This window comes from Paenibacillus sp. ICGEB2008, from assembly GCF_000307675.1.
Taxonomy (GTDB): Bacteria; Bacillota; Bacilli; order Paenibacillales; family Paenibacillaceae; genus Paenibacillus; species Paenibacillus polymyxa.
In genome coordinates this window covers 191,322-208,501 of the sequence record NZ_AMQU01000026.1, presented here as the reverse complement: position 1 = coordinate 208,501, position 17,180 = coordinate 191,322, and the positions used below count along the sequence as shown (strand labels likewise).

Here is a 17,180-nt window from a genome sequence, read left to right as displayed (position 1 = left end):
ATTTTGTTATAATTTTTTTTTATTAAAAAAATAAAAATTAGCGTCAGACGTCTATCCTGCAACAATTTGCAAAAGGGATACGTCTGTAATATTGCAGGGAGAGGGGGATCCTTTGTGGTAGAGCAGGGACTCATCCGAGCCGCTCAATCGGGCGATCGCGACGCTCTCATTACCCTATTAAGAGAGATAGAACAGCATGTGTACCGTACGGCATATTACATTCTAAATAATGAGCAGGACGCCATGGATGCTTCACAAGAAGCCCTCATACGAATATATTCCAAAATTAACTCTTATGAGGAAAAAGCACAGTTTAAAACCTGGGTCCAGCGCATTGTAACGAACATATGCATCGACAAATTCAGAAGAACAAAGCCTTCGGTTTCCATTGACGAGCATGACATGATATTTAACGACCCCCAAAACGTGGAGGTTGAGGTGTTAACCTCTTACATGGCACAGGATGTTCGTGAGGCTATACAACAGCTCCCGGAACACCACCGGACGGTAATTGTCCTGAGATATTTGCAGGATTTCTCTTATAACGAGATTGCCGATTCTCTGGATTTGCCGCTAAATACGGTCAAGTCATACTTGTATCGTGCAAGACAGCAATTGCAAGGGCTACTTCAGGAATATCAGAAAGGTGGTGTATCAGGATGAAGTGTGGAGAAGAGGTGATGGATTGGATGCAGCGTTATGTGGATCATGAACTGGGCGAAGAAGAGACGTCCCAATTAATGAACCATATTGCGACTTGCCCGGACTGTGCGGAAAAATTCCATATTCTTCAGACACTCTCTCGCGAGCTGGAGGAATTGCCTGCGGTTTCCCCGGCGTTCAGCCTGGTGGATTCCATCATGCCTCAGCTTGATGCCATTGACCGCGCACGTGAAGAGCAGGGAAGCGCGCTTCAGGAAATGCAGCCTGTGGCTGCTGATCCAGAGTCTGGAGCAGGGCCTAGACAACGTACTCAGCCTATACCTTGGTGGAACAGGGTGGGAGGGCGTGCTGCCATGGGCGTGGCTGCCGCTGCCGTTGTACTGGGGATTGTAGTATTCAACTTTGAGCCTAAAACAGTGCAGGATGCGGAAGGTATACTTACATCCCAGTCACCCGAGGTGACAAGCCAGCAGACTCAGACGGAAATTCCAGGTACGACCAATGGGAGTGGAGGACGTGATGCAGCCATTGGAGCGGAATCGACCAAGCAGCCATCTGAACAGGGACAAGGTGCTGATTCCTCTCTGACACCTGCAGATAAGGAACCTGACCTGGGCAACCAGGGAACAGACAGTTCAGATAGCGAAAAGAATCCTTCCAAACAGGATGCTGGGAAGGTCGATGACCAGCAAGCTGGCGAGGAACCTTCAACAAAGTCTGCACCGACTAAGCATTCATCCCATCAGGATGAAAAGCAGGGACAGCCGAACGTCGATCGTCAGGCGACAAAGGATGACTCGCCTGCAGATGCTCCTACATCCGATGACAAACAGCTAAGACAGAAAAAATCTGATCAACCCACGATTGCTCCTGATGAACAGCTGGATCCGAAAATGGAAAAGGCACCTTTAGCGGGTACGAGTACCGCTCAGGAGGATAATAGCGATGATACAAGTACAAATGATGCATCTTCGTCGCTTAGCCAGGAATTAAAGGTACAGAGTCGAATTGCCTCAAATGAAACGTCGAAAGATGCGACATCCAAAAGTGTCACCAAGGATGCGGGGAACTCTTTAGGGGCGGATAGCAGCAATGCCGATTCTAATGATCAGCAATCATCGGTGTCACAAGACCCGGTTCGTAGAGAAGGCTTTGTATCTAATTCGCTGGTCTCTCCGGACAGTAATAATGCTTCCACCTATGGTGCCCAGTCGGCCTCTACAGATCAGTTCAACTCGCCTGATGGTAGCTATGCGGTGGCTATTGAGGGCAAAAAGCTGAAAGTGTATAAGCTTTCCGATAACGGTGTAGACCGAACAACACTGGAAGTCCGTACCCTGAAGGGTGCTTGGGTCAAAGGAAGCTGGTCAGATGACAGCCAGACCTTTATGTATGAGACAGAGCAGGATGGGACTGCAAGTAAATATACGTACACCGTTCCGCGTGGCACTGGAAAATAGTTTTCGTAAGTGGCACACTTTTTAGAAACAGAGAATAAACTATATGAACCGACGTCGTATCCCGACGGCCGAAAGTTTCTAGAGCTTTCTGCTGCCGTGTTGATATAGATGGTGGTGAAGGGATTCTGCCTAAAGGTGGGGTCCCTTTGTTTGTGTCATGACTTGCCTTCCGGTCGGATGTCAGGTACGATCAGTGGGTGGGGGGAACGGAAAATGGATGTAAAAACAGCCTCTAAGGCTATTCGTAAAGGTGATATTTCGCCAGTGTATCTGTTATATGGCAATGAAAAGTATCAAATGAAGCAGTTTGTTGAGATGCTAAAAGAGAAGGTGGTCGAGGAGGAGCATCGTGACTTCGCCATTAGTTCTTATGATTTAACCGAGACGCCAATTGAGGTGGTTGTAGAGGACGCAGAAACAGCGCCTTTTCTGGTGCCAAAGAAGCTAATTATTGTACGGGATACCAGTGTATTTGCAGCAGGCAAAGATAACGGCAAAATAGAGCACCGTCTTGAGACGCTGTTGACTTACATGGATAACCCGACTGACTATAGCGTCATCGTTTTTACGGTTCAGGCTGAAAAGTTGGATGAACGGAAAAAGATCGTCAAGAAACTGAAAAGTGATGCCTCAGTTATTGCTTTCGCCCCTATGGGTGGAGATGATCTTGTGGCTTGGGTCCATAAGCGTGCAGCAGAAAGAGAAGTGCAGTTGGCAGCAGGAGCGGCTGAGAGACTCATTCAATACACGGGTGTCGGGCTTCAATCCTTGGCAGCCGAGATAGATAAGCTGTGCTTGTACGCAGGAGCGCAGGGAACGATCTCATCCGCTGACATTGAATCCCTTGTGCCTCGTAATACAGAGCAGAACGTATTTGCGATGGTCGAGGATCTGGCTAATTTGCGGCTGGATAAGGCGCTCAGTATTTTTTATGAATTGCTTAAGCAAAAAGAAGAACCCATCAAGATAGCAGCTTTGATCACACGGCAGTTTCGTATTATGTTGCAGGTCAAAGAGCTGGCAGGTCAAAGCTATTCTCAGCAACAAATTGCGAGTCAGCTCAGCTTGCATCCTTATGGGGTGAAAGTTGCAGGGGATCAAGCACGACGCTTCCGTTCTGAGCAGCTGCGCCAGCTTCTCTATGAACTGGGCGAACTGGACTATCATATGAAGACAGGTGTCGTTGACAAGGTGCTGGGACTGGAACTGTTTTTAATGAAAATGGGGGCAGGCGCTTCAATCTAATCTCATAAAGTTATAAACTAAAAAATCCTGATCAGCCAAGGCTGGTCAGGATTTTTTCATTAACGTATAAAAGTAGCTCGTGCTTACGCTTGAGCTGTAAGAGCGTTAAGTTTTTTCGCCAAGCGAGATTTCTTGCGAGCAGCTGCATTTTTGTGGATCAGACCTTTAGTTACAGCCTTGTCCAGCTTTTGGGAAGCCACTTTGAAAGCAGCAGCAGCAGCTTCAGCTTCGTTACCTACCAACGCTGTATCGGCAGCTTTAACTGCTGTACGAAGCGCGGATTTTTGGGAAGCGTTCAACGCACGGCGTTTGTCGCTAGTTTTAACGCGTTTGATAGCGGATTTGATGTTTGGCATTACATTCACCTCCTGTAAAGGCATTACTTATGAACACAAACGTTTCACAACTTAAAATATTTTAGCATGCCACACCCCAAATTGCAATAAGAAAACATTCTAAGACGATGCAAATTACAGGATGAAAATGGATGTGCATAAACCTGTTGGGTGTCTCGCACACTATAGCCAGAGATGGTATATAAGGAGGTTTAACAGATGGATCTGGATTTGCAGAAGTATGCGGTACGCACGGATTTGGCATTAGAGGCAAGAGAGCTGGCAGAACGGAATCAGCCTGTCCCGCTGACGGGTATAAATGAGAATGTGGAGGAAGATAACGGGATTAAAATTACGCGGCTGGATGTATTAAATGAGGAAGGAGCCAACCGTATTGGGCGGGTACAAGGGCATTACGTTACGCTCGAAGTACCTGGCTTGCGTGAAGGCGACACTGGACTCCAACAACGGGTAGCCATTGCCTTTGCAAAAGAAATGGAGCATTTTATACAAAAAATAGGGATCCCTAAGGTGGCAAGGGTGCTGGTGGTAGGGCTGGGGAATTGGAACGTTACTCCTGATTCGCTGGGTCCGCTTGTCGTTGAAAATTTAATGGTCACCCGTCAATATTTTGAACTGACACCTGATCAGATCAACCCTGGATATCGGGATGTGAGTGCGATTGCGCCGGGTGTTCTTGGTATCACGGGAATCGAATCCAGTGAGATCGTTCAAGGCATTGTGGACCGCACAAAACCAGAGCTTATTATTGCTATTGATGCTTTGGCGTCACGTTCACTGGAGCGTGTCAATACGACCATCCAGGTGGCGGATATCGGAATACATCCGGGTTCAGGTATTGGCAACAAGCGCCGCGGTATCACCAAGGATATTATGGGGGTTCCGTGTATTGCTATCGGCGTTCCAACGGTATGCTATGCTTCGACCATCGTCAATAATGTAATCGAACTGATGAAAACGCATTTTACCAAAGAAAAGGCTTCTACCAAAGTAATTCTGGGAATGTTGGATGATATTTCTGAACCTGAGAGACTCGGGCTGGTGAGAGAGGTACTTCAACCGCTGGGGCATGATTTGATTGTGACTCCAAAAGAGATCGATGAATTTATTGAAGATATCGCGAATATCATTGCGACCGGTTTGAACGCAGCTCTACATGAAGCTGTTGATCCCGACAATGTCGCCGCTTATACGCATTAATGAAAGGCTAGCAAAACCATCTTTCTAAGACACGGCACAAAAATCTCTATTTAACAGGTAGCCTATCTCTTTCAAAAAGGGATGGGCTTGTCCTGTAGATAGAGATTTTTGTGTTCTAGTAATTGTTCTCCGTTCATAGAGTTGAAGTATAAGAGATTTCCGAAACAGATAGGAACCCTGTGTTCTGAATGTAATAAGCGGGTTTCGACGGGACGAAGGAGGACAAGGCTCACATGAAAAAAATTCAGACCTGGAACGTCGGAAGATGGAGAAGAAAAGGTATCGAAATTTTGGCAATGGGACATACGCTTGTGCTGCTCATCATGGGCTCGGCGCTTTTATTTGTCGTTTTGGGACTAGGAGGGCTGGCAGAAAATCGTTTGCAAACTTCTCCTGTTTCTTCGATGAAAGGATTGGCAGGCTCGGTGTCCAGCGGTTTTTTCGCGGATATGCTAGGTATGGAGGTACCTCATTTGGCACAAAAGAAACAGCATTCTTCGTTGTCGGGTGAACAATGGTTGCCATTTGTTTTTCAGATGCTTACAGGTATTAATCCGCAAGATCCCAAAAGTCTCATTTCTCGTGAAATTCCTGGCATGGCTGCTGGAGCGCCTGTCTTGCTGCGCAAGGGTTCGGGGAACATCAAGGTAGAGGGTCCTACGGATTATCAGCCTGATCAGGGAACGACAGATACCCCTGGGAGCTCAAACGCAGCTGAGAACCCGCCGTCTACTACGCCGGATATTCCGACAACACCGGAAACAGACCCTGCACGTGAGGATGATCCAGGTGATGCCGCCAAAGGGGAGAAGCGTATATTAATCTACCATTCTCATCCCAGAGAAGCATATAACCCATTACTGAGCAAAACCAGTTCCAACCCCAATTCAGGCTCTAAGTCAGCTAATGTATCAAGGGTAGGAGACTTTGTAAAGAAGAGACTGGAAAAGCAAGGGATATCTACACTGCATGTAAACAAGGATTATGCCACCACAGTTCAAAATTACAATTGGAACTACTCCTATAAATATTCACGCACAACAGTCAAGGAGGCTTTGGCTCAAAATAAAGGTTTAACTTATCTGCTCGATATTCATCGTGATTCCCAACGTCATGGAAAAACAACAGCCACGATTAATGGACTTTCTTATGCCAAAGTGTATTTTATTATCGGACATGACAACAAAAATTGGCGCAAAAATGAAGCTTTTGCTGCTCGCATTCATGAAAAGCTGGAAAAATCATATCACGGCGTATCGCGCGGTGTATGGGGAAAAGATGGCGGCAAAGGAAACAATGGTGAATACAATCAAAGCTTGTCTTCTCATAGCATTTTGATCGAAATCGGAGGGATTGACAACACCGAGGAGGAGTTAAAACGAACTTCTGACGTTTTGGCGGACATGATCAGTGAAGTGTATTGGGAGGATCAGAAAGCACAGAAGGCGGGTACCAACGTATCTGACACCAAAAAGAACAACAGCGGTAATTAAATAAGGCAGCAGTTAGGGGGGGATATAATGACCGGACATTTTCGTAAAAAAGCGCTTGGATTTGTGCTTCTGATCGGAGCAGGCGTATTACTTGGCATGCAGCTGGCAGGCTCTGGCCTGCGCTCAGTCTATGGCCCGGAATGGGACGAGAATCCAGTTTCATCGGTGAATCAACAGAAAGTTGATTATGAGCAGACGGTGATTGAAGATACCCCGGCAGCTAATGCCCGAGCGTATAATCGTACGTATAATACAAGTGGAAAGGTCGAGTTTGAGCCACAAACGGACACGAATGAAGGAAAAACAAACGAACGAAGTGAGGAGCAGACCGCACGCTGGACACATGAATGGGATACGAAGACTGCTCAGAATGACAATATTCGGCAGGGCCTAGAGACGCCTCGTGAGCTGCTAGCCGTAAAGGCGCAGCAGGCTTCGGTGGATACCATGGCCGATAAAACGGCTGGGCTGCTTCAAAACCTGTCAAGACAAGGTATTCGCTGGGTTGTATCTGTATTTGACGGGGTAACAGAATAGAAATATTGCTGCCCCCCCTTACAACTGCTATAATAAGCTGATTGATACTAGGCATTTTGTGGGGGTAAGGCATGACTGACATTTTGGCAAGACAACGTAAAATTCGGAACTTTAGTATCATTGCACATATAGACCATGGTAAATCCACGCTGGCTGACCGGATCTTGGAGTACACCGGTGCACTCACTTCCCGCGAAATGCAGGAGCAAGTGCTTGACCAGATGGAACTGGAGCGGGAGCGCGGGATTACAATTAAGCTCCAGGCAGTGCGACTCACCTATAAGGCCGATGACGGCGAAGAGTACATTTTGAATTTGATTGATACACCGGGACACGTCGATTTTACCTATGAGGTATCTCGTAGTTTGGCAGCCTGCGAAGGTGCTTTGCTGGTAGTAGACGCAGCGCAGGGGATTGAGGCGCAGACATTGGCTAATGTTTATTTGGCGCTCGACAACAATCTGGAGATTTTGCCAGTGCTTAACAAGATTGATTTGCCAAGTGCTGATCCTGAACGGGTAAAGCAGGAAATCGAGGATGTTATCGGTTTGGACACGAGTGAAACTGTACATGCTTCAGCCAAAGCTGGAATCGGTATCAAGGAAATTTTGGAACAGGTGGTCAGAAGTGTGCCTGCTCCGCAAGGAAATCCGGATAATCCGCTTAAGGCGCTTATTTTCGATTCGCATTATGATCCTTATAAAGGCGTAATCGTATATGTACGTGTTGTGGACGGCAGTATCCGTGCGGGTTCGAAAATTAAAATGATGGCGACTGACAAAACGTTTGAGGTTATCGAGGTTGGAGCTTTCATGCCACGTATGACGATCGTGGATGAGCTAAATATCGGTGATGTTGGTTTTATCGTGGCCGGAATCAAGCATGTGGGCGACACTCGTGTCGGGGATACGGTAACGGATGCCAAAAATCCAACACCAGAACCGATGCCAGGCTATCGGAAAATTAATCCGATGGTGTATTGCGGTCTGTATCCGATTGAAACATCGGAATACAACGATCTGCGTGAGGCGCTTGAAAAGCTGCAGCTGAACGATGCTTCGCTCAGCTTTGAACCGGAAACATCCAGTGCGCTGGGCTTCGGTTTCCGTTGCGGTTTCCTTGGTCTGCTGCATATGGACGTTATTCAGGAACGTATTGAACGTGAATTCAATATTCCGTTGATTACAACGGCACCAAGCGTAATTTACCGTGTACAATTGACTAATGGGGAAACGATCGAAATCGATAACCCATCCAACTACCCGGAAGTGGGACGTATTGAACATGTACAAGAGCCATATGTTAAGGCGGGCATCATCGTGCCCAATGATTACGTAGGTACAGTTATGGAGCTTTGTCAGAACAAGCGTGGTGAGTACGTGAACATGGAGTACCTAGACACAACACGGGTAACAATTACGTACCAGATTCCTTTGTCTGAAATCGTATATGATTTCTTTGATCAGCTTAAATCCAGCACCAAAGGCTATGCTTCCTTTGACTATGAGATTTCAGGCTATCGCCAATCAAATCTGGTGAAGATGGATATTCTGTTGAATGGTGAGCAGGTCGATGCGCTGTCGTTCATCGTGCATAGAGATCGAGCTTACCACCGCGGACGTATCATTTGTGAGAAGCTGCGCGAGTTGATCCCGCGGCAAATGTTCGAGGTGCCAATCCAGGCATCTGTAGGAACAAAGGTTGTTGCGCGTGAAACCGTTAAGGCTATGCGTAAAAACGTCTTGGCCAAATGTTATGGCGGCGATATTTCCCGTAAACGGAAGCTGCTTGAGAAGCAAAAAGAAGGCAAGAAGCGTATGAAGCAGGTCGGTAACGTAGAAGTACCACAGGAAGCATTTATGGCGGTACTGAAGATAGATGAGTAAAGCAGTTTGAAGTATTCGTCCATTCTTTCATGGGGCATTTGCCATGCATGGAGAATGGACGTTCTTTATTTGAGCAAGCTATTCAGGACAGAGAGTTCGTTCAAGTTACAATCAGCGTAACAAAGCATAGTATCATTAAAACTTTAGAGTATTTCTTAAAGCAGTGTCTCTTTTACTGCAACACCTACACCACAAAAATGGGCCGACTCGTGGTGGGCAGCAGCGGAGTGGGCCATTTGAATCTGGAGAAGCGTAGCGTTCGCCTTTACTCCCCAATTTTATCCCTAAGAGTGCTTATATAATGGAAAATTGGAGAGTAACAGCGATCAGAAGATCAAATGGAACACGAAGCGGTTGGTCTCGACCTCGGCTCATTTTCTCACTAAACCCTGAATCGACAAGGAGGATCGGTATGACCGCATCCATACAAAAACATGAATATTCATCCGCGCCTCAAGCGGTTTATCTGCATATACCTTTTTGCACGAATAAATGCTTTTACTGTGACTTTAACTCTTATGTGCTCAAGGATCAGCCTGTTATGGAATATCTGTATGCCTTGGAACGGGAGATGGAACATACGGTCAAACTTCACCCGCCAGGACAGATAAAGACCATTTTTGTCGGGGGCGGAACACCAACAACCCTCAATCCGAAGGAAATGGAATACTTTCTAAAGAGCGTTCGTACCTATTTTCCAAATTGGGCGGAAGATATTGAGTTTTCCATGGAAGCCAATCCAGGCACAACTGATTTTGAAAAACTTTCTGTGATGAAAGAAGGCGGCGTCAATCGACTCAGCTTTGGTGTGCAGGCTTTCCAGAATGAGCTGCTTACAGGCATAGGTCGTATTCATAGTACAGATGACGTCTATCGTAGTTTGGAAAACGCACGTAAGGCCGGCTTGGACAATCTGTCGATTGACCTGATGTTCGGTTTGCCGAACCAAACGGTGGACATGCTGGATGAAAGCGTCAGTAGAGCCCTAGAGTTGGGACTTCCTCATTACTCTATCTACAGTTTGAAGGTTGAAGAGAATACGCTCTTCCATACGTTGTACCAGAAAAATCAGCTGCCGCTTCCACATGAAGATGACGAGCTGGAAATGTATTTGCTCCTCATGCGTCGCATGAAAGAAGCGGGTTATGAACAGTATGAAATTAGCAATTTCGCAAAACCAGGTTTGGGAAGTAAGCACAATATGACTTATTGGCGTAATGAGGATTATTACGGTCTTGGCGCTGGGGCACATGGTTATGTTGGCAGAGAGCGTCATATGAACATTAAGGGCATTAACCCTTATGTGGAGGCTACTCGGAATGGTTTACCGCGTTTGGACAGTTTTGAGGTGCCGACGACGGAAGCCATGGAGGATTTCCTCATGGTCGGTTTGAGAATGCTGGAAGGTGTGTCTAAATCCCGTTTTGAAGCTCAATTTGGTCAGACATTGGAAGACACGTTTACAGTTCCTCTCAGAAAAATGCTGAATGCGGGATTAATTGAATCAATCGAGGATGGGTATCGTTTGAGCGAACGTGGTATTTTATTCGGAAATGACGTATTTGCAGAGTTCATCGGTTCTATCACGGTAAATTCATAAGTTGCAGGTTTCAATACAATACATTTTGACATCGTAAGCTGGGCTATCATTTTATTACACCATTCTGCCACAGCAGGGTAAATGGAGTATTGCGATTCTATGCGTTGTGTTGTATATTTATTCATTATATGCGGCAAGCGGCAGGAGGAGAGCAAGATGGCTTCAGTGTGTAAAGATGTATTGTGCAGAAGTGCGGTTCCTGAGGATGTGGAGCCTTTATATCAAATGATTAGTGGCTATGCAGAGCGGGGGATTATGCTGCCACGTTCAAGGGAAGTGCTTACGCGCCAACTGGAGCTGTTTATTGTTGCAGAGGTGGACGGCCAAGTCGTTGGCTGTGGTTCTTTATGCAAATTGGGGGCTGATTTGGTAGAGATTCGCTCCCTTGGCATCTCTGAGGGGCATAAAGGAATGGGAATAGGCTCCAAGCTTGTGGAAGGCCTTATTATAGAAGCACGGCGGCAACGTATTCCTAAAATTATGGCACTGACCTACGAGGTATCCTTTTTTATAAAGAACGGTTTTGATGTAGTTAGCAAAGAGATTTTCCCTGAGAAGGTATGGACCGACTGCATTCACTGCAGTAAGCAAAACAATTGCGATGAAATCGCAGTGTTGAAAGTACTGAACTGACCTGTCAATAATGAGGTCAGTTCAGTGTTTTTTTATCAGGACGTAGCCGTGTGTATGTGTTACAGCTTACATTATTATGCCCCTGTTTATTTCTCAAATGTTTGGAGTAACCACCAAATGAATTGATGATGAGGCTCCAGTTCCGAAGGTATATCATTCAAGCTTCTTATGGGATGGTCCTTATGGTAATCCGTATCATTATAAAAGTATGTAGTGCCATCTAACGGAACCTGACGTTTGTATTTATACAAGGCGACAACATATTTTTCAGACTCTCCGGTTCGGCTTGGACGATATGTGTATCCTTCCCAGTCGGCTGGTGTTACATCATCATAATGCAGTATAGCTGCCACACTATATTTGATTTGCTTGGGAATGCTTGGACTGAATTCTTGTGGGTAAAATAAAATGGTATTCCACATGCTTAACAGAATGGTAGGGACCAAAATTAAGGCACACCATAGGGGTCTTAATTTACGAATTAAGTGGATCACCGAAATGATAAGGGCAGCGTTCAGAATAAAAACTAGTGGCAAAGCAAGTATTCTTCCTAGTCCTGTGTACGGAAACAATTCGATTAAAATGTAAAACATACAAATTGTAGTTAAAAGAGCGATTAATGCGTATAAAAGGTTGCGGCGCTTGCTTCTCAGATCCCATTCCTCCTTAAAGGCAATAAAGTTATACAGTTTGTAGACACAGTCTCAAATTTTTCAGTTTTCTGTTGCCTATACATAAATACGGTTTGGATATGATGAAAAATGAGGTTTTCCGTGAAAAATTGCAAATAGTCTGTTTCATTGTAGTCATCCAAATGGATGTAATAAATCTGGTTTATTGAAAATACTGATCTGACTTGACAATGATCAGGTCGGTTTGGTATTTTTGTATTATCAGTTAGCACTCATCGCGAACGAGTGCTAATGATTCCATTTAACAATCATGCTATTATGGATAAATGACAAGGGGGGATTCGCTTGTTAACCGAACGTCAGAGACTCATTTTGAATGCGATTATTGATGACTACATTCGTTCGGCTGAGCCAGTGGGTTCCCGCAGCATATCCAAAAGGCAGGATGTCGGATTCAGCCCAGCCACAATCCGTAATGAAATGTCGGATTTGGAGGAACAGGGCTATCTGGAGCAACCCCATACTTCTGCGGGACGCATCCCGTCTCATAAAGGCTATCGTTATTATGTGGACCATTTGGTGCCACTAAATACACTGAAGCCTATGGAAATGCGGGAACTAAAAGCCTTTTACGCCGAAAAGCTGAATGTAATGGAGCAAGTGATCCAGCATGCATCAGGCATTTTGTCCCATATGACCAATTATACTTCCATCCTGCTTGGGCCGGAGGTTTTTCATACTTCGTTGCGTCATTTTCAGCTGTTGCCGCTCAACGAAACGACGGCTGTGGCGATTATCGTGACCAATACCGGTCAGGTGGAGAATAAAACGGTGGATATTCCGCCTGGAATTTCAATCTCCGAGATGGAAAAGGTTGTGAATTTACTGAACAGCAAGCTGGTCGGTGTACCGATTTATCAGCTTAAATCACGCCTTTACACCGCGCTGGGTCAGGAAATGGAGAAGCATGTATCTCATTTTGAGGACGCTATGAAGGTGCTGGATAAAGCACTCGATAATGAATCAGATCAGCGCCTATATTTAAGCGGTGCGACGAACATGCTGAATCAGCCTGAATTTAAAGATGTAGAAAAGGTTAAACATATTCTCGATCTGCTGGAGGAAACACCAACGCTACTTAAACTGATGACTCCTGTAGCCGGAGCACCTGAAATTCAAGTCCGCATCGGCACAGAAAATGATCATGAAGCATTTGCCAATTGCAGCCTGATTACTGCTACATATGCAGTAGACGGAGAAGCGTTGGGTACTATAGGTATATTGGGTCCGACGCGGATGGAGTATGCGAGAGTTATTAATATTTTGGGTATCCTGTCTAAGGATTTGACCGCAATGCTAACGCAACGGTTTAAATAAAATAAGATCGCATAGGTTGCGGTCCTACATGTTCCGCGCTGGGATACGGTTTGTATCCTGCGCGGGTGCATTGTTGCGTGCTTTTATAGGGGAGTTACAACTTGAAGGAGGTGAAACATTTTGAAGGAAGAACAAGCGTTCCAAGATGACAAACAACAAAATGTAAGCACAGAGGAAGCCGCCGAAACGAGCCAGCAGGACGAGCTGGTGAATGAAGCGGCAGCACTGGAAGCCGAGGAAGAAAACACAGAGGTGGCAAAACTTCGTGCAGAGGCGGAGGAGCATCAGCAACGGTTTTTGCGCGCACAGGCGGATTTTGATAATTTTCGTCGCCGTACGCTGAAAGAAAAGGAAGACCTTGCTAAATATGCGTCTATGAAGCTTGTTACCGAGTTGGTGCCTGTTCTGGATAACTTCGAGCGAGCGCTGGCAACAGCAACGCAAGGAGCGGAGTCTGAGTCATTCACCAAAGGCGTGGAAATGATTTTCCGCCAGTTTGAGAGTGTGCTTCAGGCAGAGGGAGTGACGGCCATGAATGCAGTGGGACAACCGTTTAATCCTGATTTCCATCAGGCTATTATGCAGGTGGAGAGCGAAGAGCATGATGAAGGCATCGTCGTTGAAGAGGTACAAAAAGGATACATGCTGAAGGACAAGGTGCTTCGTCCAGCGATGGTAAAAGTTAGCATGTAACTTTTTCTATATACATTAGAATTACATCATTTTGATTCAACCATTCTGGCCAGAGGGCCTCGTATATACAGAAGGAGGAATTGTCCGATGAGCAAAGTAATCGGTATTGACTTAGGTACAACCAACTCTTGTGTGGCTGTTATGGAGGGCGGCGAAGCCGTCGTTATTCCAAATCCGGAAGGCGCGCGCACAACCCCTTCCGTTGTCGGTTTCAAAAAAGATGGGGAGCGTACTGTAGGGGAAACGGCAAAACGCCAAGCAATTACGAACCCGGATCGTACAATCATGTCCATCAAGCGCCACATGGGTACAAATCATAAAGAAAACATCGACGGTAAGGAATATTCCGCACAGGAAATTTCCGCTATGATTTTGCAAAAGCTGAAAGCTGACGCTGAAGCTTACCTGGGCCAAACGGTTTCTCAAGCGGTTATCACTGTTCCAGCATACTTCAATGATGGTCAACGTCAAGCAACTAAGGATGCAGGTAAAATTGCCGGTCTGGAAGTTCTGCGGATTGTCAATGAGCCAACAGCAGCTGCATTAGCATATGGTATGGAAAAATCCGAAGACCAAACCATCCTCGTATATGACTTGGGCGGCGGTACATTCGACGTATCCATTTTGGAACTGGGCGATGGTTTCTTCGAAGTTAAAGCAACAAGCGGCGACAACAAGCTGGGTGGCGATGACTTTGACCAAGTGATTATTGATTACCTCGTAAATGAGTTCAAGAAAGATCAAGGTATTGACCTGAGCAAAGATAAAGCAGCTGTACAACGTCTGAAAGATGCAGCAGAAAAAGCGAAAAAAGAACTGTCCGGCGTGCTGACAACGACAATTTCCTTGCCGTTTATCACAGTAGCTGATGGCGTTCCACAGCATTTGGAGTTGAACCTGACTCGTGCGAAGTTTGAAGAATTGTCCGCAGGTCTGGTAGAACGTACTTTGGGACCTACTCGTCAAGCGATGAAAGATGCAGGCATGAGTGCTAGCGACATCGATAAAATCGTTCTGGTCGGCGGCTCCACACGTATTCCAGCTGTACAAGAAGCAATCAAAAAACTGACAGGTAAAGAGCCTCACAAAGGCGTAAACCCTGATGAAGTGGTAGCTTTGGGCGCGGCAGTTCAAGCAGGTGTATTGACAGGTGATGTGAAAGACGTCGTTCTCCTTGACGTAACTCCACTGTCCCTCGGTATTGAAACCGCAGGTGGCGTATTCACTAAAATGATTGATCGTAACACGACAATCCCTACGAGCAAATCGCAGGTATTCTCGACGTATGCCGACAATCAGCCTAGCGTAGAAATTCACGTGCTGCAAGGTGAACGCGAAATGGCAGCAGGCAACAAAACACTGGGCCGTTTCCAATTGGGAGATATCCCTCCAGCACCACGTGGTGTACCGCAAATCGAAGTTACTTTCGATCTGGATGCGAACGGTATCGTGAACGTATCTGCTACAGATAAAGGCACAGGCAAAAGCCAAAAAATTACGATCACTTCTTCTAGCGGCTTGAGTGACGAAGAAGTAGAACGTATGATGAAGGATGCCGAGTTGCATGCGGAAGAAGATAAGAAACGTAAAGAGTTGGTAGAAGCGAAAAACGCTGCAGACCAACTGATCTACTCCGTAGACAAAACGATTAAAGATCTGGGCGAAAAAGCGGATGCAGGTGAAGTCGAAAAAGCAAATGCAGCTAAAGAAAATCTGCAAAAAACGCTGGAATCCGATAACCTGGAAGACATCAAAAAAGCTACTGAAGAGCTGACTGAGATTGTTCAGCAATTGTCTGTGAAATTGTATGAGCAAGCTGCTCAAGCAGCGCAAGCTCAAGACGGAGCAGCAGACAGCAAAGGCCGTGACAATGTAGTTGATGCGGACTATGAAGTTGTTGACGAAGATCAGAAGAAAGACTAAGCAACGAATCGGGTAGTGGCAACTTTACGGTATACCGGTACGTTATGATATACTGAACAATAATTAGCAGCGTAGCTGCCTTGATAAATAGCAATTAGCCTAAGGGTAACTGTTATTTCCAAGATAAATAAGCATATTACGGGTTGTACTGCCTTGAAATGATGGGAAGGTCAAAGCCGGGTCATCCCGCGCCTTTGGCTTTCCTTTTATATGTAGTGCAGACACGTTGTAGGCATGGGGGTGGAACATTGGCTGATAAGCGTGATTATTATGAGGTGCTGGGTGTCGCAAAAGGCGCTTCGGATGAAGAAGTCAAAAAGGCTTACCGTAAGCTTGCGCGTCAGTATCATCCGGACGTGAACAAGGCTGCGGACGCAGAAACTAAATTCAAAGAAGTTAAAGAAGCTTACGATGTCCTCAGTGATGGTCAGAAGCGGGCAAGATACGACCAATACGGTCATGTAGACCCGAATCAGGGCATGGGAGGCGGCTTCGGTGGTGCCGACTTCGGTGGCGGATTTGGTGATATTTTTGATATGTTCTTTGGTGGCGGTAATGGTCGACGTGACCCGAATGCACCGCAACGAGGGAACGATCTTCAATATACGATGACAATCGAATTCAAAGAAGCGGTGTTTGGTAAAGAAACCGACATTCAAATTGAACGTACGGAAACATGTGATACGTGTCATGGTACAGGAGCCAAAGCGGGCACTCAACCACAGACCTGTTCCGTCTGCCACGGCAGTGGACAGGAAGAAGTGGTGCAGAATACACCGTTTGGCCGCATGGTTAACCGACGCGCCTGCTCCAATTGCGGCGGTTCCGGTAAAATCATCAAAGAAAAATGTACGACTTGTAGCGGATCAGGCCGTGTCCGCAAGAAACGTAAAATTCATATTCGCATTCCGGCGGGTGTGGATGACGGCGCACAAATGCGTATCAACGGTGAAGGCGAAGGCGGTGTCAACGGAGGACCGGCAGGTGACCTGTACGTCGTATTCCGCGTGAAGTCGCACGACTTCTTTGAGCGTGAGGGAGACGATATCTACTGTGAAATTCCGCTGACGTTCTCACAGGCAGCCTTGGGAGATGAAGTTGAGATCCCAACGTTGACCGAGAAAGTGAAGCTGAAAGTTCCAGCAGGCACGCAAACAGGGACTTATTTCCGTCTTAAAGGAAAGGGTGTGCCAAAACTGCGCGGCGTAGGTCAAGGTGACCAGCATATTAAGGTAGTTGTGGTAACGCCTAGCAAGCTGAGTGAGGAACAGAAGGATTTGCTGCGTCAGTTCTCTTCGCTTAGTGGAGAGCAGACACATGAGAATGAGCAGTCCTTTTTTGACCGTGTGAAGCGGGCTTTCCGAGGCGACTAAGCCAAAGTCGAAATCGCGGAGCTTCAATTATGAATCCGAGGGACTATTCCGCAATTGCGGGATAGTCCCTTTTTTTATATTCACGTAAACACATACATAGCCATTTTTG

The 17,180-nt window shown here is 46.2% G+C and carries 15 protein-coding genes; 13 read left to right on the top strand and 2 right to left on the bottom strand.

Annotated elements, in window-relative coordinates; genetic code table 11:
* The first annotated feature begins 114 nt into the window (after window positions 1-114).
* The 3 genes from C400_RS0121730 to holA all read left to right on the top strand — a co-directional run bounded on the left by C400_RS0121730 (window position 115) and on the right by holA (window position 3,368).
* Window positions 115-663, top strand: a complete 549-nt coding sequence (locus tag C400_RS0121730) for an RNA polymerase sigma factor (protein WP_013311184.1) — start codon at window positions 115-117, stop codon at window positions 661-663.
* Entirely contained in the window at window positions 660-2,123 is a 1,464-nt protein-coding gene (locus tag C400_RS0121725; protein ID WP_017428181.1) for an anti-sigma factor, read from the top strand. Before C400_RS0121730 ends, C400_RS0121725 begins: the two co-directional genes overlap by 4 nt.
* A gap of 213 nt (window positions 2,124-2,336) precedes the next feature.
* Window positions 2,337-3,368: a DNA polymerase III subunit delta gene (holA, locus tag C400_RS0121720; RefSeq protein WP_017428180.1), complete on the top strand. Its 1,032-nt coding sequence runs from the start codon at window positions 2,337-2,339 to the stop codon at window positions 3,366-3,368.
* Between the two features lie 83 nt (window positions 3,369-3,451).
* On the opposite strand, the gene rpsT is transcribed toward holA, so the two are convergent.
* Window positions 3,452-3,724 (bottom strand): 30S ribosomal protein S20, encoded by a 273-nt coding sequence (gene rpsT / locus C400_RS0121715; protein WP_013372187.1) that lies wholly within the window; start codon window positions 3,722-3,724, stop codon window positions 3,452-3,454.
* Between the two features lie 198 nt (window positions 3,725-3,922).
* Between rpsT and gpr the strand changes: the two genes are divergently transcribed.
* The 6 genes from gpr (at window position 3,923) to C400_RS0121685 (ending at window position 11,073) form a co-directional block, all read left to right on the top strand.
* Window positions 3,923-4,924 (top strand): GPR endopeptidase, encoded by a 1,002-nt coding sequence (gene gpr / locus C400_RS0121710; RefSeq protein WP_017428179.1) that lies wholly within the window; start codon window positions 3,923-3,925, stop codon window positions 4,922-4,924.
* Window positions 4,925-5,157: 233 nt separating this feature from the next.
* The gene (locus tag C400_RS0121705) at window positions 5,158-6,417 is read left to right on the top strand and encodes a stage II sporulation protein P (protein ID WP_017428178.1); all 1,260 of its coding nucleotides are present in this window, start codon (window positions 5,158-5,160) and stop codon (window positions 6,415-6,417) included.
* A gap of 27 nt (window positions 6,418-6,444) precedes the next feature.
* Window positions 6,445-6,954 (top strand): hypothetical protein, encoded by a 510-nt coding sequence (locus C400_RS0121700; RefSeq protein WP_016821622.1) that lies wholly within the window; start codon window positions 6,445-6,447, stop codon window positions 6,952-6,954.
* Between the two features lie 71 nt (window positions 6,955-7,025).
* The gene (gene lepA, locus C400_RS0121695; RefSeq protein ID WP_016821621.1) at window positions 7,026-8,840 is read left to right on the top strand and encodes a translation elongation factor 4; all 1,815 of its coding nucleotides are present in this window, start codon (window positions 7,026-7,028) and stop codon (window positions 8,838-8,840) included.
* Window positions 8,841-9,252: 412 nt separating this feature from the next.
* Complete coding sequence (hemW, locus tag C400_RS0121690; protein WP_017428177.1) at window positions 9,253-10,440, top strand: radical SAM family heme chaperone HemW; 1,188 nt, start codon at window positions 9,253-9,255, stop codon at window positions 10,438-10,440.
* A gap of 156 nt (window positions 10,441-10,596) precedes the next feature.
* On the top strand, window positions 10,597-11,073 hold the full coding sequence (locus C400_RS0121685; protein WP_017428176.1) for an N-acetyltransferase: 477 nt from the start codon (window positions 10,597-10,599) through the stop codon (window positions 11,071-11,073).
* 86 nt (window positions 11,074-11,159) lie between these two features.
* Here C400_RS0121685 and C400_RS0121680 read toward each other — a convergent pair whose 3' ends face one another.
* Window positions 11,160-11,609 carry a hypothetical protein gene (locus C400_RS0121680; protein ID WP_017428175.1) on the bottom strand — a complete coding sequence of 150 codons (450 nt, stop codon included), beginning with the start codon at window positions 11,607-11,609 and terminating at the stop codon, window positions 11,160-11,162.
* A gap of 441 nt (window positions 11,610-12,050) precedes the next feature.
* On the opposite strand from C400_RS0121680, the gene hrcA reads away from it, so the two are divergent.
* The 4 genes from hrcA (at window position 12,051) to dnaJ (ending at window position 17,071) form a co-directional block, all read left to right on the top strand.
* A complete protein-coding gene (gene hrcA, locus C400_RS0121675; RefSeq protein WP_013372178.1) occupies window positions 12,051-13,082 on the top strand; it encodes a heat-inducible transcriptional repressor HrcA in 1,032 nt (343 codons plus the stop codon).
* A gap of 120 nt (window positions 13,083-13,202) precedes the next feature.
* A complete protein-coding gene (gene grpE / locus C400_RS0121670) occupies window positions 13,203-13,775 on the top strand; it encodes a nucleotide exchange factor GrpE (protein WP_016821616.1) in 573 nt (190 codons plus the stop codon).
* Between the two features lie 87 nt (window positions 13,776-13,862).
* Complete coding sequence (gene dnaK / locus C400_RS0121665; RefSeq protein WP_013372176.1) at window positions 13,863-15,698, top strand: molecular chaperone DnaK; 1,836 nt, start codon at window positions 13,863-13,865, stop codon at window positions 15,696-15,698.
* Window positions 15,699-15,946: 248 nt separating this feature from the next.
* The gene (gene dnaJ / locus C400_RS0121660; RefSeq protein WP_016821615.1) at window positions 15,947-17,071 is read left to right on the top strand and encodes a molecular chaperone DnaJ; all 1,125 of its coding nucleotides are present in this window, start codon (window positions 15,947-15,949) and stop codon (window positions 17,069-17,071) included.
* Window positions 17,072-17,180 lie beyond the last annotated feature (109 nt).